Source organism: Enterovibrio nigricans DSM 22720 (genome assembly GCF_900167155.1).
In the GTDB taxonomy this organism is placed as follows: Bacteria; Pseudomonadota; Gammaproteobacteria; order Enterobacterales; family Vibrionaceae; genus Enterovibrio; species Enterovibrio nigricans.
The window spans coordinates 13,167-33,319 of sequence record NZ_FUXU01000022.1; the positions used below are offsets into that span (position 1 = coordinate 13,167).

Annotated in this window: 23 protein-coding genes; 10 read left to right on the forward strand and 13 right to left on the reverse strand. The window is 47.7% G+C overall.

Annotated features, from left to right (window positions below; all coding sequences use genetic code 11):
- The first annotated feature begins 270 nt into the window (after window positions 1-270).
- Window positions 271-849, forward strand: a complete 579-nt coding sequence (gene lpcA, locus B5D35_RS10050) for a D-sedoheptulose 7-phosphate isomerase (RefSeq protein ID WP_078752451.1) — start codon at window positions 271-273, stop codon at window positions 847-849.
- A gap of 26 nt (window positions 850-875) precedes the next feature.
- A complete protein-coding gene (locus tag B5D35_RS10055; protein ID WP_078752452.1) occupies window positions 876-1,676 on the forward strand; it encodes a class II glutamine amidotransferase in 801 nt (266 codons plus the stop codon).
- Between the two features lie 80 nt (window positions 1,677-1,756).
- Here the strand turns inward: B5D35_RS10055 and purN are convergent, their stop codons facing one another.
- Complete coding sequence (gene purN, locus B5D35_RS10060; protein ID WP_078752453.1) at window positions 1,757-2,392, reverse strand: phosphoribosylglycinamide formyltransferase; 636 nt, start codon at window positions 2,390-2,392, stop codon at window positions 1,757-1,759.
- A gap of 2 nt (window positions 2,393-2,394) precedes the next feature.
- A complete protein-coding gene (gene purM, locus B5D35_RS10065) occupies window positions 2,395-3,438 on the reverse strand; it encodes a phosphoribosylformylglycinamidine cyclo-ligase (protein WP_078752454.1) in 1,044 nt (347 codons plus the stop codon).
- A gap of 179 nt (window positions 3,439-3,617) precedes the next feature.
- Between purM and upp the strand changes: the two genes are divergently transcribed.
- On the forward strand, window positions 3,618-4,244 hold the full coding sequence (gene upp, locus B5D35_RS10070) for a uracil phosphoribosyltransferase (RefSeq protein WP_078752455.1): 627 nt from the start codon (window positions 3,618-3,620) through the stop codon (window positions 4,242-4,244).
- Window positions 4,245-4,308: 64 nt separating this feature from the next.
- Here upp and B5D35_RS10075 read toward each other — a convergent pair whose 3' ends face one another.
- Entirely contained in the window at window positions 4,309-5,550 is a 1,242-nt protein-coding gene (locus B5D35_RS10075; protein ID WP_078752456.1) for a uracil-xanthine permease family protein, read from the reverse strand.
- A gap of 294 nt (window positions 5,551-5,844) precedes the next feature.
- Here B5D35_RS10075 and B5D35_RS10080 point away from each other — a divergent pair, with 294 nt between their 5' ends.
- Window positions 5,845-7,050, forward strand: a complete 1,206-nt coding sequence (locus B5D35_RS10080; RefSeq protein WP_078752457.1) for a DUF2066 domain-containing protein — start codon at window positions 5,845-5,847, stop codon at window positions 7,048-7,050.
- 57 nt (window positions 7,051-7,107) lie between these two features.
- Here B5D35_RS10080 and B5D35_RS10085 read toward each other — a convergent pair whose 3' ends face one another.
- The 4 genes from B5D35_RS10085 to bepA are packed head-to-tail and all read right to left on the reverse strand — an operon-like array spanning window position 7,108 to window position 9,977.
- Window positions 7,108-7,521 carry a DUF2069 domain-containing protein gene (locus B5D35_RS10085; protein WP_078752458.1) on the reverse strand — a complete coding sequence of 138 codons (414 nt, stop codon included), beginning with the start codon at window positions 7,519-7,521 and terminating at the stop codon, window positions 7,108-7,110.
- A 12-nt stretch (window positions 7,522-7,533) separates the two neighbouring features.
- A complete protein-coding gene (wrbA, locus tag B5D35_RS10090) occupies window positions 7,534-8,118 on the reverse strand; it encodes an NAD(P)H:quinone oxidoreductase (RefSeq protein ID WP_078752459.1) in 585 nt (194 codons plus the stop codon).
- Window positions 8,118-8,462 (reverse strand): arsenate reductase (glutaredoxin), encoded by a 345-nt coding sequence (gene arsC, locus B5D35_RS10095; protein ID WP_078752460.1) that lies wholly within the window; start codon window positions 8,460-8,462, stop codon window positions 8,118-8,120. The genes wrbA and arsC overlap by 1 nt, the downstream gene beginning before the upstream one ends.
- Before the next feature lie 57 nt (window positions 8,463-8,519).
- Window positions 8,520-9,977 (reverse strand): beta-barrel assembly-enhancing protease, encoded by a 1,458-nt coding sequence (gene bepA / locus B5D35_RS10100; RefSeq protein ID WP_078752461.1) that lies wholly within the window; start codon window positions 9,975-9,977, stop codon window positions 8,520-8,522.
- A 218-nt stretch (window positions 9,978-10,195) separates the two neighbouring features.
- Here bepA and B5D35_RS10105 point away from each other — a divergent pair, with 218 nt between their 5' ends.
- From B5D35_RS10105 to B5D35_RS10115, 3 genes are all read left to right on the forward strand, one after another.
- Window positions 10,196-10,417 carry a sulfurtransferase TusA family protein gene (locus B5D35_RS10105; RefSeq protein ID WP_078752462.1) on the forward strand — a complete coding sequence of 74 codons (222 nt, stop codon included), beginning with the start codon at window positions 10,196-10,198 and terminating at the stop codon, window positions 10,415-10,417.
- A 12-nt stretch (window positions 10,418-10,429) separates the two neighbouring features.
- The gene (locus B5D35_RS10110) at window positions 10,430-11,512 is read left to right on the forward strand and encodes an AI-2E family transporter (RefSeq protein WP_078752463.1); all 1,083 of its coding nucleotides are present in this window, start codon (window positions 10,430-10,432) and stop codon (window positions 11,510-11,512) included.
- Between the two features lie 100 nt (window positions 11,513-11,612).
- Complete coding sequence (locus B5D35_RS10115) at window positions 11,613-13,061, forward strand: FAD-dependent oxidoreductase (RefSeq protein ID WP_078752464.1); 1,449 nt, start codon at window positions 11,613-11,615, stop codon at window positions 13,059-13,061.
- Between the two features lie 44 nt (window positions 13,062-13,105).
- Here B5D35_RS10115 and bcp read toward each other — a convergent pair whose 3' ends face one another.
- Complete coding sequence (bcp, locus tag B5D35_RS10120) at window positions 13,106-13,576, reverse strand: thioredoxin-dependent thiol peroxidase (protein ID WP_078752465.1); 471 nt, start codon at window positions 13,574-13,576, stop codon at window positions 13,106-13,108.
- A 348-nt stretch (window positions 13,577-13,924) separates the two neighbouring features.
- On the opposite strand from bcp, the gene dapA reads away from it, so the two are divergent.
- Complete coding sequence (dapA, locus tag B5D35_RS10125; protein ID WP_078752501.1) at window positions 13,925-14,803, forward strand: 4-hydroxy-tetrahydrodipicolinate synthase; 879 nt, start codon at window positions 13,925-13,927, stop codon at window positions 14,801-14,803.
- A gap of 19 nt (window positions 14,804-14,822) precedes the next feature.
- Window positions 14,823-15,848 (forward strand): outer membrane protein assembly factor BamC, encoded by a 1,026-nt coding sequence (gene bamC / locus B5D35_RS10130; RefSeq protein ID WP_078752466.1) that lies wholly within the window; start codon window positions 14,823-14,825, stop codon window positions 15,846-15,848.
- Between the two features lie 77 nt (window positions 15,849-15,925).
- Here the strand turns inward: bamC and B5D35_RS10135 are convergent, their stop codons facing one another.
- The 5 genes from B5D35_RS10135 to B5D35_RS10155 all read right to left on the reverse strand — a co-directional run bounded on the left by B5D35_RS10135 (window position 15,926) and on the right by B5D35_RS10155 (window position 19,630).
- Window positions 15,926-17,029, reverse strand: a complete 1,104-nt coding sequence (locus B5D35_RS10135; protein ID WP_078752467.1) for a phosphoribosylaminoimidazolesuccinocarboxamide synthase — start codon at window positions 17,027-17,029, stop codon at window positions 15,926-15,928.
- 205 nt (window positions 17,030-17,234) lie between these two features.
- A complete protein-coding gene (locus B5D35_RS10140; RefSeq protein WP_078752468.1) occupies window positions 17,235-17,438 on the reverse strand; it encodes a DUF2897 family protein in 204 nt (67 codons plus the stop codon).
- A gap of 2 nt (window positions 17,439-17,440) precedes the next feature.
- Complete coding sequence (locus B5D35_RS10145; RefSeq protein WP_078752469.1) at window positions 17,441-18,112, reverse strand: M15 family metallopeptidase; 672 nt, start codon at window positions 18,110-18,112, stop codon at window positions 17,441-17,443.
- Entirely contained in the window at window positions 18,109-19,245 is a 1,137-nt protein-coding gene (gene dapE, locus B5D35_RS10150) for a succinyl-diaminopimelate desuccinylase (protein ID WP_078752470.1), read from the reverse strand. The genes B5D35_RS10145 and dapE overlap by 4 nt, the downstream gene beginning before the upstream one ends.
- 34 nt (window positions 19,246-19,279) lie before the next feature.
- Window positions 19,280-19,630: an ArsC family reductase gene (locus tag B5D35_RS10155; RefSeq protein WP_078752471.1), complete on the reverse strand. Its 351-nt coding sequence runs from the start codon at window positions 19,628-19,630 to the stop codon at window positions 19,280-19,282.
- A 202-nt stretch (window positions 19,631-19,832) separates the two neighbouring features.
- On the opposite strand from B5D35_RS10155, the gene B5D35_RS10160 reads away from it, so the two are divergent.
- On the forward strand, window positions 19,833-20,147 hold the full coding sequence (locus B5D35_RS10160; protein ID WP_078752472.1) for an ArsR/SmtB family transcription factor: 315 nt from the start codon (window positions 19,833-19,835) through the stop codon (window positions 20,145-20,147).
- Window positions 20,148-20,153 lie beyond the last annotated feature (6 nt).

The following is a 20,153-nucleotide window of genomic DNA, read 5'->3' on the forward strand; positions in this document are numbered from 1 at the left end:
TCCAGCAATGCAAACAATATTGACAAGAGGTCATACCACTTAATTGTAAGCAGGTTTTTAAGAGAATGTAAAACGATGACTGGTAAAAATGTGCTCAATATTTTACATGTACAGATGAAAGGGGGGAGTTCAAAATTCAGGCAATTGTTTTTACTGACTATTCATAAAGGGAGCGGGATTATCGACAGGATCTGCCATTTGTGGGTACACTGCTAGGTAACGATTTGGGCGGCTTGCCCCATCATGTTAACGATAAAAAGAGAATTGCCCATGTACCAAGATCTCATTCGCTCAGAGCTGAATGAAGCGGCTCAAGTGCTGAACGCGTTTTTAAGCGATGACAAAAACATTGCTGATATCGAAGCTGCAGCAAAGCTGTTGGCTGATTCTTTTAAAGCTGGCGGTAAAGTGTTGTCTTGTGGCAACGGTGGATCACATTGTGATGCGATGCATTTTGCAGAAGAGCTGACAGGTCGCTACCGCGAAAACCGTCCGGGTTACCCTGCGATTGCTATCTCTGATCCAAGCCATCTGTCATGTGTGAGTAATGACTTTGGTTATGAATATGTGTTTTCTCGCTATGTAGAAGCGGTTGGCAGCAAAGGCGATGTGTTATTTGGTCTATCTACGTCTGGCAACTCTGGTAATGTACTGAAAGCGATTGATGCTGCAAAAGCGAAAGGCATGAAGAGCATTATGCTGACAGGCAAAGACGGTGGCAAAATGGCTGGTCTGGCAGATGTCGAAATCCGTGTACCGCATTTCGGTTATGCTGATCGTATTCAAGAAGTGCATATCAAAATTATTCACATCTTGATCCAGCTTGTCGAAAAAGAGATGGAAAAGTAAGTCGAGCAAAGGCAGCGTAAAGGATTATGTGTGAACTCCTTGGCATGAGTGCCAATGTACCAACAGATATTTGCTTCAGTTTTACTGGCTTGATTCAGCGAGGGGGCAATACTGGCCCTCACCGTGATGGCTGGGGAATCGTGTTTTATGAAGGGAAGGGTGTCCGAACCTTCAAAGATCCGAACCCAAGTTGTGACTCAAAAGTGGCTGAGTTAGTGCAAAATTACCCGATAAAAAGTTGTGCCGTGATCAGTCATATTCGTCAGGCAAACCGAGGTGAAGTCAGTCTGGTAAATACCCACCCATTTACGCGGGAAATCTGGGGACGTTATTGGACGTATGCACATAACGGACAGCTGGCAGGGTATGAAGATCTGCCAACCGGGCACTTTAAGCCAGTAGGCGAAACAGACAGTGAAAAAGCGTTCTGTTGGTTGCTACACGAAATTGAGCAGCACTATCCAGATAAGCCTGATGACATGACAGAAGTCTTTCATTTTATCGCCAGTCGATGCGATAGATTGAGAGCGTTGGGTGTGTTTAACATGCTTTTCAGTGATGGTGACTATGTTATGACGTATTGCACCAACAACCTTCATTGGATCACGCGACGTGCGCCGTTTGGCCAAGCCAGCCTGATTGATGAAGAAGTGACCGTGGATTTTCAAGAAGAAACCACGCCGAACGATGTGGTGACTGTCATTGCGACGCAACCTCTGACCAATAATGAAACGTGGCACAAAATGCAGCCGGGTGAATATTGTGTCTTCCATCTTGGCGAAGTGTATACCTGCAATCGAGTCGAGTTGGAAACGTCAGAGGCTTAGTCTGATTGCTTAATCGAAAAAACGCGCCCAAAGGCGCGTTTTTATTGGTTGTCACTTTTATCTGGCTAACCGAACTAGCCTTAATCTGCTGCGTACCCCAATGGACCGAGGGTTTCTGCATCAAGTTTTGCTTTGCCATCTTCCATCGTGAGGCGACCTTGGCAGAACCACTCAACAACGAGTGGGTAGATACGGTGTTCTTGTTCCTGAACACGGGAAAACACGGTGTCGACAGTGTCGTCTTCAAAGATAGGAACGCGTGCCTGCAAAATCACAGGACCTCCATCCAACTCTTCCGTTACAAAGTGCACTGATGTGCCGTGCTCATTGTCACCCGCATCCATCGCGCGCTGGTGGGTGTTTAGTCCTGGGTATTTGGGCAAGAGTGACGGGTGAATATTAAGCATCTTGCCGTGGTAATGGCGCACAAATTCTGGTGTCAAAATACGCATGAATCCGGCCAGAACAATAAGATCTGGCGCGAACTCATCGATGGTTGCCATTAGCTGGCTGTCGTATTGGCCACGATCAGTAATGCCCTTGCTTGGCACGACAACCGCATCAATGCCCGCATCTTTTGCTCGTGTCAGTCCATAAACATCCGCCTTGTTGGTCATCACAGCACGTATTGTCATACCGTTTTGGTTGTGACAACGATCAATGATGGCCTGCAAGTTGGATCCGTTTCCTGAAACCAGAACAACCAGCTTTTTCATTATTACCCCTTAATTTCTACCTGCTCTTCGCCATCAGCCGCGTTTTCGATACGACCTAGCAGCCATGCATTCTCACCTTCTTGGTTCAGAATATCGATAGCTTGCTGTGCTTGAGTGTCAGGTAAGGCGATAACAAGGCCAACGCCACAGTTAAAGGTACGGTACATCTCGTGTTCGGTGACATTGCCTTTTTCTTGTAGCCAGCTGAAGATAGCAGGCCATTCCCAGCTATTACCATCAACCACCGCTTTGGTGCCTTTTGGTAGTACACGAGGGATGTTTTCCCAGAAGCCGCCACCGGTGATGTGCGAGATAGCGTGTACGTCACAGCTTTCCAGCATTTTAAGGACCGGCTTAACATAAATACGGGTTGGTTCCAGCAGGTGTTCGCTCAGTGTTTTGCCTTCCAGCTCTGCACTGATGTCTGCGCCTGATACTTCGATGATTTTACGGATAAGGCTGAATCCGTTTGAGTGTGGACCTGAAGATGCCACAGCGATCAGTGCATTGCCTTCTGCCACTTTTGAGCCATCGATGATGTCTTCTTTTTCCACAACGCCGACACAGAAGCCTGCGACATCATAATCTTCACCGTGGTACATACCTGGCATTTCTGCGGTTTCGCCACCAATCAGAGCACAGCCTGATTGCATACAACCTTCGCCGATACCTGTTACAACGTCTGCTGCAGTGTCTACATCCAGCTTACCTGTTGCATAATAATCAAGGAAGAACAGGGGCTCTGCACCTTGAACAATCAAATCGTTCACACACATGGCCACGAGGTCGATACCAATGGTGTCGTGTTTTTTCAGATCCATGGCCAGGCGGAGTTTGGTGCCTACACCATCAGTACCCGAAACCAGTACTGGATGTTTATATTTGGTAGGCAGTTCACACAGAGCGCCGAAGCCGCCTATGCCACCCATCACTTCAGGGCGACGAGTGCGCTTCACTACGCCTTTGATTCTGTCGACCAAGGCATTGCCTGCATCAATATCTACACCTGCATCTTTGTAGCTAAGAGAAGACTTATTATCGCTCACTGGGGATCCTTACCGAGTTGTGGAGTGAAAAGCGGCGCCATTTTAACAGCCACTTTTCAAAAAGGAAAACGTTTGCGTCAACGCTTTTGCGCTAAAAAGAAGCAACTGGATGCATGTGGCTATCGCCTCTATTTTTCTCGTGTATAATTCGTTGAATTTGTTTTTTGCAGGAGTCTGTCATGAAAGTTGTTGAGGTCAAGCACCCGCTGGTTAAACACAAAATTGGTCTGATGCGTGAAGGTGACATCAGCACCAAGCGTTTTCGTGAGTTAGCAACGGAAGTGGGTAGCCTGCTAACGTACGAAGCAACCTCAGATTTTGAGACAGAAAAAGTCACAATTGAAGGCTGGAATGGTCCGGTTGAAATTGACCAGATCAAGGGTAAAAAGGTCACTGTTGTTCCTATCCTGCGTGCAGGTTTGGGCATGATGGATGGTGTACTTGAGCATGTACCAAGTGCACGTATCAGCGTTGTTGGTATTTACCGTGACGAAGAAACACTAGAGCCAGTACCTTACTTTAACAAGCTAGCGTCAAATATTGATGAGCGTATTGCGTTGGTAGTAGACCCAATGCTAGCCACCGGTGGCTCAATGATTGCGACACTGGACCTGTTAAAAGAACGTGGTTGTAAACAGTTCAAAGTCTTAGTATTAGTTGCTGCCCCTGAGGGCATTGAAGCACTAGAAAAAGCCCACCCAGATGTTGAGCTTTATACTGCTGCTATTGATGAGAAGCTAAATGATAAAGGCTACATCGTTCCAGGTCTGGGCGATGCAGGTGATAAGATTTTCGGTACGAAGTAACCAGATAATCGTATTCAATAAAAAGGCTTCCGATTGGAAGCCTTTTTTGTTTTTATGTTAGGAATTAGTCTTCCATCTGCGCATTGTCGACAACGTGGCTCTCGCCCATGTCTTTTGGCAGGATAAGGTTCAATGCGATAGCGACGATACCGCAAAGGCTGATGCCTTGTAGGCTGAAGTCGCCAATACCGAATGCCATGCCGCCAATACCAAATACCAGTGTTACCGCAACGATCGCCAAGTTACGTGCCTTGTGAAGGTCGACTTGGTTTTTGATAAGGGTATTTAGACCAACGGTAGCGATTGAGCCGAACAGCAAAATCATGATACCGCCCATCACAGGAACGGGAATGGTTTGCAAGATTGCTCCTAGCTTGCCAACAAACGCCAACACCAGTGCGGTGATTGCGCCCCAAGTCATGATTGCCGGATTAAATGCTCGGGTCAACATGACTGCGCCAGTCACTTCACTGTAGGTCGTGTTAGGCGGAGCACCGAATAGCGATGCTACCATGGTTGCCACGCCGTCACCCGCCATGGTGCGGTGTAGACCCGGTTTTTTCAGGTAGTCCTTACCCGTCACACTTGAAATCGCCAGCATGTCGCCCACGTGCTCAACGGCAGGAGCGATCGCCACAGGGATCATAAACAGAATGGCGCCAATGTGGAATTCCGGTGCGGTGAAGTTTGGCATGGCCAGCCATGCTGCGTTGATCACTGGCGAGAAATCGACAACGCCAAAAAATAGCGATACAACATAACCTGACACGATACCAGCAAGGATTGGCACAAGCTTAAAGAAGCCTTTGGCGTAAACAGAAATGCCAATGGTCACAATCAGCGAAATAGCAGAAATCCAAATTGCGGCAGAACCGTCCACCAGTTGTACTGCGCCGTCACCTGATTTACCTAGCGCCATGTTTACCGCCGATGGTGCTAGACCTAAGCCGATAACCATGATCACAGGACCTACAACCACGGGTGGAAGCAGACGGTGAATAAAGCCTACGCCACGTACCTTGATGATTCCGCCCATGATGACGTAAACAAGGCCAGCAGCCATCAGGCCACCCATGGTTGCAGCGATGCCCCATTGTTGAACACCGAACATGATTGGCGCGATAAACGCGAAAGAAGAAGCGAGGAAAATGGGGACGGAGCGTTTAGTAATGACTTGAAAGATTAGGGTACCAATACCGGCACCGAAGAGAGCAACGTTAGGGTCTAATCCCGTTAAAAGCGGCACTAATACCAACGCGCCAAAGGCAACAAATAGCATTTGTGCCCCTTGTAGAGCTTGCATCATGACGAACCTTCCTAAATCTAAAAAAATCGCGGGATACTATCACAATTTAAAATGTCAGAACCCTGACCTAAATCTATTTGTCAGACAAAGACCTTTGCTAATCCCGCTTAAAGCTGGGGTTTTCGACCGATAACAAGGCACGTTTTCCGTATTTTCGGGTCAGATGTCATACTGATAGATGCATGGAGCACGAAGTCGCGTGGTTATATTACGCAATTTCGACGCTTTACCGTTGCTGTGTGTAAGGCTTCCTTTTATGATCAGCGTTTAAATTTCGAGTTATCTGGCATAAATATGTTACGAATCTTATTTTTCGTGCTCGCGATGCTGCTGGGACAAACCAGTGCATTTGCAGCGTCAATGTTCAGTTCTGAAGTGGTGCTGGATGACAGTGATTCCGCGACCGAACAGGCGGCAAAAGAAAAAGCGTTTGTCGATGTTCTTGTTCGTGCATCGGGTCAATCAACGGTTGGTGAGAACCAGGTAATCCAAAAGGCTCTGCCTACGGTTGGGCAATACATCACGCAACTAGGCTATGGCGCACAGGATGGTCAACGTACGTTGGTTTTGGGGTTTGATGATGCAAAAATTCGGACATTGCTGACCCAAGCACAAGCAACTTACTGGGGTGAGCCTCGTCCTGAAGTTTTGTTTTGGGTCATAGAAGACACACCAACGCAGCGTAATGTTATTTGGGAGCAATCGGGTTCACCGTTGATTGGTGAATTAAAAGCAGAAGGTGAACGTCGAGGTTTGCCAGTGTTGATGCCCGTCGGCGATTTTGACGATGTGGTGGCAGTATCTGTGCCAGACCTCTGGGGTGGGTTTGCCGAGCCTATTGCCAAGGCCAGTGCGCGTTACAACCCGACAGGCATCGTGGTTGTAAAAGTTAACGACAGAGGCCTGACGTGGCAAATGTTCCCGAATGCCGCGGCAATCAACAATGATACGCCGGTTGAAGGCCGTGTAAGTGGCGCTCCAGCACAAGCATTTCCTCAAATGATTGATGCGATTGCCGATTACTATGCGCAGCGTTTGGCGGTAAATCTGGGTGTGGTAAATGGTGATGCATTGTCATTGGAAATCTCGGATTTAAACGATGCTGAAGACTTCTTTGTGGTTGAACGTTCGCTTAAAGCTCTGAACTCTGTGGCAGCACTGCGCCTTGATTCTATTATTGATGACAAAGCGACATTTAAATTGAGCTTGTTGGCATCAGAAGATATTTTCCACAATGAGATGATGGCTGATCGTCGACTGCAACGCTTGGAAGCGCAATCGCCTGAAATCGAAACGCCACCTGTTATTGATGCGCCCATCAATGTAACTGAAAGCTCCGTAGATACCACGTCAGGCACGATTGCGACAGGAACGGTAACAACGGGCAGTGTCACAACAGAGACCTCGCCGATTGTTGAGCCGCCTTTGGTTACGTCGCCAACAGAAGCAATGCCAACGGTACCCACTCCGCATGTTATCCGCTACAAGTGGGTAGGCTAAAAAAATGAAAAAGCAGGCCAAGGCCTGCTTTTTTAATGGGCTGCTTCAGCAAGGTCGTTATTGCTCGAACCGCGCTTTCTCTTCTTTTTCTACCTGTGACAGCTTTTTTAAGCCAAGCCCAAGTGCTTTCCCTTTGTGTTTGGCATACAAAACATTACTGATAAAGGATATAGACGTAATCACGATTTCTATCGCGGCCAGCAGTCGTTCACCTTCATCAACAATCAACAGTGTTAACCCATGCAGGAAGTAGAACATCAGAATGAAATTAGCCCATGCGTGCGTGTAGGGTTTTCCTGTCAATATCCCTTTCAGTGGGAACAGTAACGGGATAAGCCATGCGACGGTAACACCATAAGGGTTAATGTGTGGGTGTGGCGATAAAAAACTATGCCAAATCAACACCCAAACAATGAGTGCAAGGTACGAAACCAGTACGGTAACACGTCGTTGGGAGAGAGAAGAAAACAACAGATAACTCCTTTATCTTGTCTGTAATTGAGAGGCAATCATTGCCAACCGCTTTCCTCCAGCAATAGCCAGATCTTTTTCGTTGTTGTCAGGTTGTCTGTGGTCTTCTGACGTAACATGAGACGGGCCATAGGGAGAGCCGCCGCCAGAGGTAGTATGCAGTGCTGGCTCACTATGTGGCAATCCCACAATGACCATACCGTGGTGTAAAAGCGGTAGCATCATAGATTGAAGCATGGTCTCTTGACCGCCATGAAGCATGGAGCCTGATGTAAATACTAATGCGGGTTTACCAATCAAGGTGCCAGCAAGCCACTCCTTGCTCGTGCTGTCAATAAAGTGCTTAAGCGGTGCTGCCATATTGCCAAAACGAACAGGGCTGCCAAATGCCAAACCATCACAACGTTTCAAGTCATCGAGGGTAACAAACGGGTCGTCTGCGGGTTGTGGTTGAATACTCTCTCCAGCGAATGCAAGTTCAGGTACGGTGCGCAACGTTGCCACTGCGCCTGTGCTTTCAACCCCTCTAGCGATCAGGCGGGCCATCTTTCGGGTTCCGCCATGACGGCTATAGTAAAGGATTAAAATGTCAGCCATTACAGGATATCGAGAACGGCTTCTGGTGGACGACCCATAGCCGCTTTACCGTTTGCAACAACGATAGGGCGTTCAATCAGTTTTGGATTCTCAACCATTGCTTGAATCAGCTCAGCGTCAGTCGCGTCTGCCAATTTCAGCTCTTTATAGATATCTTCTTTGGTTCGCATCATCTTACGCGGTGAGTCGTAACCCAGTAGTGCAAGCAAGGTGTTAATAGTTTCAGCTGACGGAGGTGTGTCGAGGTAGGCCACGACCTCTGGCTCAATGCCACGTTCTGTTAGTAAAGCCAAAGTTTGACGGCTCTTTGAGCAACGGTTGTTGTGGTAGATGGTGACTGACATGAGCACTCCTTTTACGCGTTTCGTAACGCAATGTTGTTATCTTAGTTGTTAGAATTTTTATCGCTGAAGGGCTGAGAAACGCGCCTCTTCCACTCTCAGTTGATCAATACGTGCGTCGTAACGAGCTTGGTCTAAGCTGCCAAGATCCACTAACTGGCTGGCTTGGGTGTAATTTGAAATAGCTTTGTGCCAACGAGCCTGTAACGCAAAAATCTCGCCTTGTGAGGCGAGTCCGCCAGCTTGATTGCCGCTGTTTTCATAGGCTTCCTGCAGCATTGACCAACCATTAATATCACTTGGATGGCGATGGGTATATTTTTCCAACCCACCAATGGCTTCTTTGTATCTCTCTCCCTTAACCAGAACATAATCCCGGTTCAGCAAAAGCACTGAATTGTTTGGTTGCGCATCGAGGGCTTTATTCAGGCGCTTTAATGCGGGGGTGAAATTTTTTTGGGCAACATCCAAGTCTGTCATGGCATCCAGAAAAAAGCGGTTATTAGGCTGTGCCGTAAAAAGGGGATTGAGCAACTCGGCAGCCTTGTCGAACTGTCTGGTGTCAATGTAGACCAGCGCCTTGCCGTAATTGAGAGATAATGCTTCAGCCGGTGATGCTTTTTTCAATGCGCGATTAAACCAATCCAGTGACGCGTTACTATCGATACCCGCAAATCGAGCGATCACGCGCGCTCTGGCCAGTTGGTAGGTAGGTGACATTGGGACTGACAGTTTTGGATATTGCTCAGCCCGCGAACGCGTGTCTGTAATGCGGTCGTCAGGAAGAGGGTGAGTCAGTAAAAACGACGGTGGTTTCGATGCATAGCGATATTGATCGGACAAACGCGTGAAAAATCGCGGCATGGCCGTAACATCGAAACCTGAGCGTGAGAGAGTTTCAATCCCTATCCTGTCCGCTTCTTTTTCGTTACTGCGGGTATAATTGATTCGGCTTTGAATCGATGCGGCTGTCGTGGCTTGAACGGCAGCAATACCCGCTTGAGGCGCGGCAATCGCTAACATCAGCGAGCCTACCATCGCTGCGATAGTCAGCGGTGTCTGACGAGCTTGTTCTTCCATTGCTCTGGCAAGGTGACGTTGGGTGAGGTGTGCAATTTCGTGCGCAACCACAGAGGCGAGTTCACTTTCTGTATTTGCATGTAAAAACAGACCGGTGTGCAAAGCGACGTGCCCGCCAAAGAAGGCGAAAGCATTAATGTCGCGATTACGGATCAGAAAAAATTCAAACGGTGTTTTAACGTCATTGGCGTTGGCAACGAGTGTGTTACCTAAAGCCGTAACATATTCTGACAGCAAGGGGTCATTAACAATGGGTTGACTGCTGCGCAGCATACGCATGTAAGCATCGCCGTATTCAATTTCTTTTTCAACGGTGAGGGTACCAGCAGCGGCTGTGCCAATCTCAGGTAGATCGCTATACGTCGTTGCCAGCGCCGGTGAAGACAGTGCGAGCGATGCGATGAGAACGCTTGTCGTGGCTTTTTTGAATAGCTGCATAACTGACGTCGGTGCCTCCAGCACGCGATAATAATGGAGCAGTATTATCTAGTAGACCGCAAAGAAACCAAGAGGTTCTTCGTTAATTCCCTTGAAATAGAAAGACTATGTCTACAGGGGTTTGCCTTCAATTGAACGCATTGATACCCTCAGAAGTCGAGCTTCGTCAGGCCGTTTAGGTATACAATGCCGAAGATAATAGCGGTCAGTGAGAAAGAATGGAAATTCAATCCCTTGATTTACGCGAGCAACGTTGTCCCATGGCGTTGTTATTGGCCAAAAGAGCCTGTGCGTCGTTGGAACAAGGACAGCGAATAGCGCTATATGTAACAGACGCCGGTGCATTGCGGGATATTCCCCGCTATCTTCTACAACACGGTTATCTTGTAGAGCATCAAGAATTGGAAGGAACAATGGTGCTAAACGTCACCAAACTTTAAACGGGAATTTACATGCTAAATATGCTTAACCGTTGGTATCAAAGACGGTTTTCAGATCCACACGCCGTGAGTCTTGTCGCAATCATCGTTGCAGGCTTTATCGTTATCTATTTCTTTGGCAACTTGATTGCACCACTATTGGTGGCGATTGTACTCGCATATCTTCTGGAATGGCCTGTCGCGAAGTTGGTGTCTGCCGGCATACCGCGCGTTGTTTCTGTGATAATGGTACTGACGCTTTTTGTCGGGTTGATGCTACTGGCAAGCTTTGGCTTAATGCCAACCATCTGGACCCAGATAATTAACCTAATTGCAGATATTCCCACCATGTTTAACAAGGTGCAGATTTTTGTCTCTCACCTGCCTGACGAATACCCGGAAATCATTCAACCCCATATGGTCAATACCTTCATCGACACGCTACAAAGCCGTGTTCTTGGGATTGGGGAGAGTGTGGTGAAGGGTTCGTTATCGTCGCTGGTCAGCCTGGCTGCGCTTGCGGTTTACCTGATTTTGGTTCCGTTACTTGTTTTCTTTCTCTTAAAAGACAAAGACGAAATGCTCTCGATGTTTCAGGCCATGTTGCCGCGCAATCGAAAGCTGACCAATAAAGTGGGCCATGAGATGAATGAGCAGATCTCCAATTACATTCGCGGCAAAGTCACGGAAATCATCATTGTCGGTATTGCCAGCTATATCACTTTTGCCTTGCTTGATTTGCGATATGCCGCGTTGCTAAGTGTCGCAACGGGGTTGTCAGTGCTCATTCCGTACATAGGCGCGGCGGCGGTCACTCTGCCAATATTCATGGTGGCATTGTTTCAGTGGGGCATTAGTCCAGAACTTGGTTATCTCATGTTGGCATACGGCATTATTCAAGCGTTAGACGGCAATGTTTTGGTCCCTGTCTTGTTCTCAGAAGCGGTGAACCTTCATCCCGTTGCGATTATTGTGGCTGTGCTGGTATTTGGTGGGCTATGGGGTTTCTGGGGCGTGTTCTTTGCGATTCCTTTAGCTACCTTGGTCAAGGCTGTGTGGAATGCCTTGCCGTCTCATGAAACGGAAGAGGGTGCCCTATCGGAGTCATCAAATTAAGTGACTTAAATGTGAATATTAAGGGGAAAAAACGGGGCTAAACTGATAACCTTGTTAGTATTCTACAAGGTGAAAAAGCAGTAAAAGAGTAATTTGAAAAGTGAAAGGTATTGAACATACCCCCCCAACAGAATTCACTGTAGGGATTGTTGGGGGTGGCGTTGCCGGTGCTACAGCGGCACTGAAGTTAGCCGGTTTGGGTGTGAGAACCCATCTTTTCGAAAAAAATGAAAGCCTTGTTAGCGGCCCTCCAATTTGTCACCTGCATGCTGGTGGTAACCTGTATCGAGAAATCTCAGAGAAGCAGTGCATCATGCTTCTTGAGCAATCGATAGCCACGCTTCGCGCTTACCCTCATAGCGTCAATTACCGTCCAACAGTGGTCGCTATTCCTCAAACCGATCCCGGCGAGCCAGAAGCTATTCTGAATCGTCTTTCTGTGTTAACCGAACACTATCGCCAAATGATTGCCGAGGACGAAGGCAATCAAGTGATGGGTAATGCAGACGACTATTTTACACTGTTCTCAAAAAAGGACATGGCAATGCTGGCTGAAAAAGCGTTGCCAGAAGTGCCTGTGACTGCGGAAGACTGGATGGTGCCGGTGGCGAAATATATGCCACATGACGCCTTTAAATACCCCATTGTTGTTGTACAAGAGTATGGGTTAAGTGTGTTTCGTCTGGCTGCAACTGCGGCATTGGGACTAGAAAGTGCGCCAGAATGCCAAATTCATTACCAACACGACGTCACTGCCATTGATAAAACTGAGCACGGTTGGGAGATTCTGAGCACGGCCAAAGATGGCTCTAAACACGTTCAAGCCGTTAGCTTCCTTATCAATGCGGGGGGCTATAAAACGGGTACCATCGACAATATGCTCCAACACTCTCGAGAGCGCTGGGTCGAATACAAAGCTGCATATGTGGCACATTGGACGTCTAAAGCGGGTATGTGGCCGGAAGTGATTGTTCATGGTGAGCGCGGTACGCCACAGGGGATGGGGCAACTCACCCCGTATCCTGACGGCTTTATTCAACTACATGGTATGACACAAAACATCACTTTGTTTGATAACGGATTGATGAAAAGTCATCAGGACAACGCGCAACCTGAGCTACCAGCGAGTCTGTTTGAAAAGGCCGAAGGGGCGTGGGAATGGGATGAGATTCGCGAAAGAACAGCGCGAGCGATTACCCATTTTGCTCAATGGTTGCCCGCGTTTTCAGACGCCGAAATGGGGGCGAAGCCACTTGGTGGTGCGCAGCAGATTCCGGGAAGTGATCCAACTCTTCGCGCAGCAGATGCGACGTTTGAAGGGGAGCGATATGCGCGAATTGAGCTGGTGAAAGCCTCATCTGCATTACAAGCCATTGACCGAATTTTGGCTCATTGCCAGAATAAAGGTTGGGTTGCTTTGCCGAACAATTGGCAGAATCCAACACTGCCGTTGACTGCGGCATTGACACAAACGGATGTTGTTGAGAAGGCGAAAGGATTAGCCAAAGCACGTGAATACCCCGAGGCACTGGCTCGTCCATACCCGTAAAAAAGTCGGCGTTGCCGACTTTTTTCTTATTTATAAAGGATGGCTTACTCGCCTTTTAGGTAGTTCACGACTACATCGTGGTGGTCTTTAGTTTTAAACTTGTTGAACACGTGTTTGATGTTGCCGTCTGTTCCTACCAAGAAGCTAATACGGTGAATGCCGTCAAACTCGCGCCCCATGAACTTCTTCGGTCCCCACACACCAAATGCGTCTGCAATGGCATGGTCTTCATCACTTAACAGCGTGAAATTCAGTTCTTTTTTCTGTTCAAAATTTTTCAGACGTTTTACAGGGTCCGGGCTAATGCCCAACACCACTGTGTTCAATGCATCCAGTTCGCTTTTGCTGTCACGCAGTGAGCAAGCTTGAGTTATACAACCCGGTGTCATCGCTTTTGGGTAAAAGTACACCAGCACGTTGTTTTTGCCTTTGTATTGGCTAAGTGTCACTGTGTTTCCATTTTGGTCTTGCAGTGAAAAATCAGGTGCTGTTGCCCCTGCTGTCAGCATTTGCATGTATCTTCCTTCATTTATTTTGCTCACCGTCTCGATATTGATAATCAAAAAGGGGCTTTATGGGTAATAAATCTGTGTTTTCCCTTGCTTCGCTCCCCACAAAACGTGTAAATGTTAACCTATGTTAAGGGCGACTTTCCGCTTTGGTGAGCAGGAAAGGTGCGGAATTGAACAGCTCTTTCCAGCTGTAGGGAATTCAGGCTGAGTTAGCTTTACGCATGGAATGACAATATCGTTCATTTTCTCGGTGATCAACCGCCCAAACACAAGGATTTGGTGCTTCCAGTGAGCTTGTTTTTGCTAAGCGCCAAAAGTACCATGGACGAAACCGCATTTTTGGAGAAGGAAATGTTTTCAGGAAGTATCGTGGCACTTGTCACGCCGATGGATAGCTCTGGTGAAGTTGACTACGCCAGTTTGAAAAACCTTGTTGATTTTCATGTTAGCGCGGGCACTGATGCCATCGTTTCTGTGGGAACAACGGGCGAATCTGCAACAGTCACTGTCGAAGAGCACATCAAGATTGTACTGAAAACACTGGAGTTTGCAGACGGACGTATCCCAGTTATTGCGGGCACCGGTGGAAATGCAACTCACGAGGCAATTACATTCAGCAAGATGTTTGCAGGCTCTGGAATTGCGGGCTGCCTGAGCGTGGTGCCGTACTACAACAAACCTTCTCAAGAAGGCCTGTTTCAGCATTTCAAAGCAATTTCTGAATCGTCAGAGCTTCCTCTGATCCTATACAACGTACCGGGACGCACCATTACTGACATGTTGCCTGAGACCGTGGCGCGTTTGTCTGAATTCGAAAACATCGTTGGCATCAAAGATGCGACCGGTGATCTCTCAAGAGTAAAACTTCACCGTGAACTTTGTGGCGAAGACTTTATCTTACTAAGCGGTGATGATTTAACGAGCCTGGAATTTATCGAACTGGGTGGTCATGGCTTTATTTCGGTTACCAACAATATCGCAGCTGCGCAAATGGCTAAAATGGTCAAGCTGGCATTGGCGGGTGAGATTGAAGAAGCTCGCTCAATCAATGAAAGTCTGATGCCGCTGCACAAGGACTTGTTCGTTGAAGCAAACCCAATTCCAGTGAAATGGGCGATGCATCAAATGGGCATGATTGCTGATGGTACGCTGCGCCTGCCGCTGACAACGCTTAACCAAGCATTGCAACCAAAGGTTAAACAAGCGTTGCTTGATGCGGGTGTGATGTAATCGCATCATTGGAGAATAAATGAAATCTGTTGTTAAATTTGGCCTGAGTGCTGTGATGGTCGCCACCTTGGCGGCCTGTTCGGGTGCTGAAACACGTCGACAAGCGTCTGACGATTTTGAGTATTTAAACGCGCCTTCACCATCGGAGTGGAATACGCTTCCTGGTCAAAAGCCCGAATTCACGGGTGCTTATGCGATACCGCAAAGCAACTTTGAGGGTGCCGTCGGCTCAAATGTTGATATTCGACCACCTCAACAAATTCTCGAATTAATTCCAGGTGCGCGCTACGAGCATGTGGGATCAACGGTGACGATTTGGGTGCCGCGTGCAGAGCAATTGCAGCGCGTTTGGGATACTGTCCAAGGCATGGCAAAAGAGGGTGCTTTCCCAGTGAAGACATCTTCTGCTGAGGGTATCGAAACGGGTTGGGTTGATTGGGTTATCAATGAAGATGATGATGCCATTGAAAGCCGTTATTTACTGACGCCGACTGAGTCACGTGGCCGGCATGGTTTACGTATCACCTTGCTTGAAGCGCGTCGTAGTGACACGGGGACTGTTTTGCCTGAAGTGGCTGGCCAGCGTTACGCGACTCAGATGACGAATCTGATAGCGACAAGCTATGATGCTGAAATTCGTGAAGAAGCACGCATTCGCGCTCAAGAGCTGGTTAAGAATATTCCAATCAGTCTGGGTAAAGACCGCAGTGGTTTGCCTGTGATCGTTGCGCGTGCACCCTATGATGTTTTCTGGGAGCGACTACCATCGATTTTGACCGAGCTTGGTTTTAAAGTTGAAGATCGTAACCGCTCACAGGGTACGCTTGAAGTTGACTATAATAATCCGGATGAGATGCTGTGGGACAAAATTGGCACTGAGCGTCTGGACTTGGCACAACGCACTTATAATATCCAACTGGGCGATCTGGGTAACCGAACGTCGATAAACTTCACCGATAAAAACGGTAAACCAGTGAAAGAAGAAACACTGGCACAATTGAGTGATGTGTTGGCGGCGGTCATTGATTACATGAATACCAAGTAACTGTGATTGATAAGAAAAAGGACGCATTTGCGTCCTTTTTTGTTCTTTGTCGATTATTGTCTTGATGGCAACTTGCGCTAATCAATCAAATCATACTTTTCTTTAAGAATGGCGATGATTTCTTGTTTCGGGTTATCACTGAGATGAATGGGCTGCCCCGTAATTTTCTCTGCGATGCCGATATATGTTTTTGATATATCCATCAGTGATTCAACAGGCAACGCATTCTCACGAGCTAACGCTGCGCGTTCAGGCATACGGTCTTTGTTGAGTAAAATATCAGGCTCGGGGAAGTAATTTAGCAAGAACTGACGGAACCCTTCCTTCGAGTTTTCGACGATATTACCTGTATCGTATTCTGCCGTATCCCAAATGCGCGACGAGTCAGGCGTCCCGACCTCATCCATGTAAATCAGTTTTTCTTGTCCGTCAGCATCGCTGACATAACCAAACTCAAACTTCGTATCAACAAACGTTTGCCCTACCGCCGCTAATGCGTCACTGATCACGCCAAAGCCCTCTTTCAGCAGGGTTTCGTAACGTTCAATATCATCAGCAGATGAGAAGTTAAAAGCGGCGAAATTGTTTTCGATGTTCTGACGTGTAATGTTCACGTCATCGGCTTCAGGTACGCCCGGGATCCCCGTCAGAATACCTTTGGTTGACGGTGTGATTAGCAGTTCTGGAAGCTGCTTGTCTTTATCCAGACCGTCGGGTAACGCTATGCCACAGAACTCACGTTCACCTTTTGAGTAAGCACGCCACATAGAGCCAGTGATGTACTTGCGGCAAATTGCTTCAATCATTACAGGCTTGGCTTTCTGTACAATCCACACGAAAGGATGGGGGATATCCAGAATGTGACTGTCTGCCAGACCATTGTCTTTAAAAAGCTTGAACCAATGATTAGAAATAGCATTTAAAGCGGCACCTTTGCCCGGTACACCTTTAAGGCCACCTTCACCATGCCAGATGCAGTCAAACGCAGAGATACGATCACTGATCACCATGATGGCTAACGGCGCATCCGGCGCGACGTTGTATCCTTTTTCTTTAATTAGGCGCTGGCTATCCGCTTCTGTTAGCCAATAGACTGAGCGAACTTTACCGCTATGAACGGGTTGGTGAGTACGAATGGGGAGATCATCGTTAACGGCAAGCACTTGATCCGCGAGGCTCATTGAGACATTCCTATCTGTAGTTGAACGGCACACAGAGAATGGTGCAAGGCAGAACTTTATTGCTTACACCACCAAATTCACAGGCATCATACCAGAACTTTTTCTTGGCACAGTGAAAAAAGCAAACGTTTGCCTGAAAAGTTTTTTCGGGTTGAATTAGAAAGAGAAAATGAAAAAGGCAGCAGTGGACACCTTTAGAAAATGATTACCAAAAAGAGGATTTGTCGTCTTCATCGTCGTCGTAGGGCTTTTTCTCAGGCGATGTGTCTTTGTTGTCGTTGTCTTTTGGCTTGGGCTTTTGCTTCATACCGAATTTGGCATTGGCTGTGTATTTCAACGCCATGATGTTACTGACAACCACAGCAACAACGATGAATATGATGACATAGGGATTTGTCAGGAAATCCATATTTAAGCCTCGCAAACGTTAGAGACGTATTGTGAATATATCCAATCAAGCATAGCAAGGACAGTTTCACGCCCAGCAATGTCACTGAATGCGATCGCCGTCTTTAGCTGTTGGGGACTCAACGCCTTGAGTAAATCGGTTGCTGTTGCCACGTGGCTGATATGCCAAGGTTCGACTGCTACTCCGCCCTTATCTTCTTGGTAAGGTAGATAAAAACCAAACTCACACATGTTAGCGACGAGCCATTGGTAAAACGGAGCTTGGTGCCCTGAAAGGTACTCCCAAGGTTCCAGTTGCAACTCGACATTCGTTGGGAGCAGATTAGAGGCATATACGTCCATGTCTGTCCCCCAGTGGTGACGGCTAGCCCCGGGTAGGGCTGACCAGCGCAATATCGCTTTGACTTTCTCTTCGTCAGACAAAAGGGTAACGTCGAGGGCGTTACCCTTATCATCTAATACTGGCCGAGTACCATTGAACTTGTTGTTCCAGATGAGCGATTGACGGTCAAAGTCACGAAAACTGCTGGCGATGGTTAAATCGAATCCGGCAGCTTTTGCCGCCGTCTGCATGTTTAGAAAGTCGTCTTTGATATCACGATGAAGCAGCCGATCATCCAGATTGACCAGATGATCCTGTGATTGCCCCGTAAGTTGCTCAGTAGTCACGTTCATTTCGCGAACAGATTCTCCAATACTTTCTCATACATGTCGGTCAGCTTTTCAAGGTCAGCAATTTTTACGCACTCATTCACTTTGTGGATGGTCGCGTTAACGGGGCCGAGCTCAATCACCTGACTGCCCATTTGTGCGATAAAGCGACCATCGGAGGTGCCACCGGTTGTCAGCAATTGCGGTTGCTGGTGATTCACTGCTTCAACAGCACTGACCACGGCGTCAAGTAAGGAGCCTGTATCGGTCAAAAATGGGTGGCCGCTGAACGTCCACTTGATGTCGTAATCCAGACCGTGTGCATCCAACACGGAGTGAACGCGTGCTTTGATATCATCTGCAGTGACTTCTGTGCTAAAGCGCAGGTTGAACTGGACGTTAAACTCACCCGGGATCACATTGCTCGCGCCTGTGCCAGCGGACAGATTTGGAATTTGGAAACTGGTTGGTGGGAAGAACTCATTCCCTTTATCCCACTCAATCGCGGAAAGTTCAGTAATCGCTGGCAGTGCCTGGTGGACAGGGTTACGCGCCAATTGAGGGTAAGCGACGTGGCCTTGAATGCCTTTAACCGTGATATCGCCCGTAATGGAACCACGGCGACCATTTTTCACTACATCACCCACTGTATGGGTACTTGATGGCTCGCCAACAATGCACATATCGATGATTTCATCGCGTGCGATTAAGGTGTCAACAACGCGTGTCGTACCATTAATAAACGGGCCTTCTTCGTCAGACGTGATCAGAAACGCGATCGATCCTTTGTGGTCTGGGTATGCAGCGATAAAACGTTCGACCGCCACTAACATCGCCGCCAGTGACCCCTTCATGTCAGCGGCTCCGCGTCCGTGAAGGTAACCGTCAATGACTGTTGGTTCAAACGGCGCGGTATGCCACTGTTCCAATGGGCCTGCGGGTACGACATCGGTGTGACCAGCGAATGCAAACAGCGGTGCGTCTGATCCGCGTCGTGCCCACAAGTTGGTGGTGTCTTCAAACACCATGCGTTCGATAGTAAATCCCAGCGCTTCTAGGCGTCGAATCATCAACTCCTGGCAGCCTTCATCAAGTGGGGTTACGGAAGGGCGGCCGATTAAATCCTTGGCCAGAGACAATACTGCGCTGTCTGTCATTGGTGGAAATGTCCTTAGTGTGTTTGTTGTTCGTTTATTCGCTAAAAATAGATTCGTATTCGACGGGTTTGAAGCCGAGGTAGTAGTTACCGCTGTGCGCCAACAAAGGGCGTTTAATCATGGCTGGCTGAACCAGCATCAGTGCGATAGCGTTGGTTTCGTCGAGGTTGTTTTTTTGCTCGTCGGACAATGCACGGAAGGTGGTACCTCGCTTATTCACCAGCGCCTCCCAGCCTAGTGCGTCAACGAACTGTTTGAGCATATCCTGATCAATACCATCCTTACGGTAGTCATGAAAAGTGAACGTTTTACCTTCCTGCTCCAGCCACTTCACGGCTTTCTTAATGGTGTCACAATTCTTTATTCCGTAAACCACAGTGGTCATTGACGGCGTCCTCTTTCGCGATACGTTGGGGGGATAGATTGACATTGCATAAGGTTGAAAGCAAGGCACTTGAAATCATCCGTTTACAGAATATTCACATTGTGTCGCACGGAGGTTTGAAGATGAAGAGCATGGGTAGGTAAGAAGAAGTGATTGTGCTAAATTAGTTAATACTAATTTATTGAGTTTTTGGTAAATAAGCATGAGCACAGATCACTTCAATGATGCAAAATCTGCCGCGGATGTTCTGCGAGTTCTTTCTCACCCAGAACGTCTTCTTGTGCTTTGCCAATTGCGAGATGGCGAACGCAATGTGTCTGCCTTGTTGGAGAATAGTTCCCTGAGTCAATCAGCGTTTTCCCAGCATCTGACCGTATTGCGCCAGTCAAGATTGGTCGCCACACGTAAAGTCTCCCAAACGGTGTATTATCGTATTGCCGATGCGAAAATTGAGCGATTGATTAACGCTATTCAATGCGCATGGTGTGAAACCGATTCAAACGCAGAGCCTTACTGACCCTTC

Bases quoted from the DNA above. Each gene is read 5' to 3' on its own strand.
- bcp (WP_078752465.1), bottom strand. From the start codon at position 13,576: ATGCAAATGCTGACAGCAGGGGCAACAGCACCTGATTTTTCACTGCAA.
- purN (WP_078752453.1), bottom strand. From the start codon at position 2,392: ATGAAAAAGCTGGTTGTTCTGGTTTCAGGAAACGGATCCAACTTGCAG.
- B5D35_RS10140 (WP_078752468.1), bottom strand. From the start codon at position 17,438: ATGGATTTCCTGACAAATCCCTATGTCATCATATTCATCGTTGTTGCT.
- B5D35_RS10145 (WP_078752469.1), bottom strand. From the start codon at position 18,112: ATGAACGTGACTACTGAGCAACTTACGGGGCAATCACAGGATCATCTG.
- B5D35_RS10160 (WP_078752472.1), top strand. From the start codon at position 19,833: ATGAGCACAGATCACTTCAATGATGCAAAATCTGCCGCGGATGTTCTG.
- B5D35_RS10080 (WP_078752457.1), top strand. From the start codon at position 5,845: ATGTTACGAATCTTATTTTTCGTGCTCGCGATGCTGCTGGGACAAACC.
- lpcA (WP_078752451.1), top strand. From the start codon at position 271: ATGTACCAAGATCTCATTCGCTCAGAGCTGAATGAAGCGGCTCAAGTG.
- B5D35_RS10155 (WP_078752471.1), bottom strand. From the start codon at position 19,630: ATGACCACTGTGGTTTACGGAATAAAGAATTGTGACACCATTAAGAAA.
- bepA (WP_078752461.1), bottom strand. From the start codon at position 9,977: ATGCAGCTATTCAAAAAAGCCACGACAAGCGTTCTCATCGCATCGCTC.
- wrbA (WP_078752459.1), bottom strand. From the start codon at position 8,118: ATGGCTGACATTTTAATCCTTTACTATAGCCGTCATGGCGGAACCCGA.
- B5D35_RS10110 (WP_078752463.1), top strand. From the start codon at position 10,430: ATGCTAAATATGCTTAACCGTTGGTATCAAAGACGGTTTTCAGATCCA.
- B5D35_RS10105 (WP_078752462.1), top strand. From the start codon at position 10,196: ATGGAAATTCAATCCCTTGATTTACGCGAGCAACGTTGTCCCATGGCG.
- arsC (WP_078752460.1), bottom strand. From the start codon at position 8,462: ATGTCAGTCACCATCTACCACAACAACCGTTGCTCAAAGAGCCGTCAA.
- B5D35_RS10135 (WP_078752467.1), bottom strand. From the start codon at position 17,029: ATGAGCCTCGCGGATCAAGTGCTTGCCGTTAACGATGATCTCCCCATT.
- B5D35_RS10075 (WP_078752456.1), bottom strand. From the start codon at position 5,550: ATGATGCAAGCTCTACAAGGGGCACAAATGCTATTTGTTGCCTTTGGC.
- dapA (WP_078752501.1), top strand. From the start codon at position 13,925: ATGTTTTCAGGAAGTATCGTGGCACTTGTCACGCCGATGGATAGCTCT.
- bamC (WP_078752466.1), top strand. From the start codon at position 14,823: ATGAAATCTGTTGTTAAATTTGGCCTGAGTGCTGTGATGGTCGCCACC.
- upp (WP_078752455.1), top strand. From the start codon at position 3,618: ATGAAAGTTGTTGAGGTCAAGCACCCGCTGGTTAAACACAAAATTGGT.
- B5D35_RS10055 (WP_078752452.1), top strand. From the start codon at position 876: ATGTGTGAACTCCTTGGCATGAGTGCCAATGTACCAACAGATATTTGC.
- dapE (WP_078752470.1), bottom strand. From the start codon at position 19,245: ATGACAGACAGCGCAGTATTGTCTCTGGCCAAGGATTTAATCGGCCGC.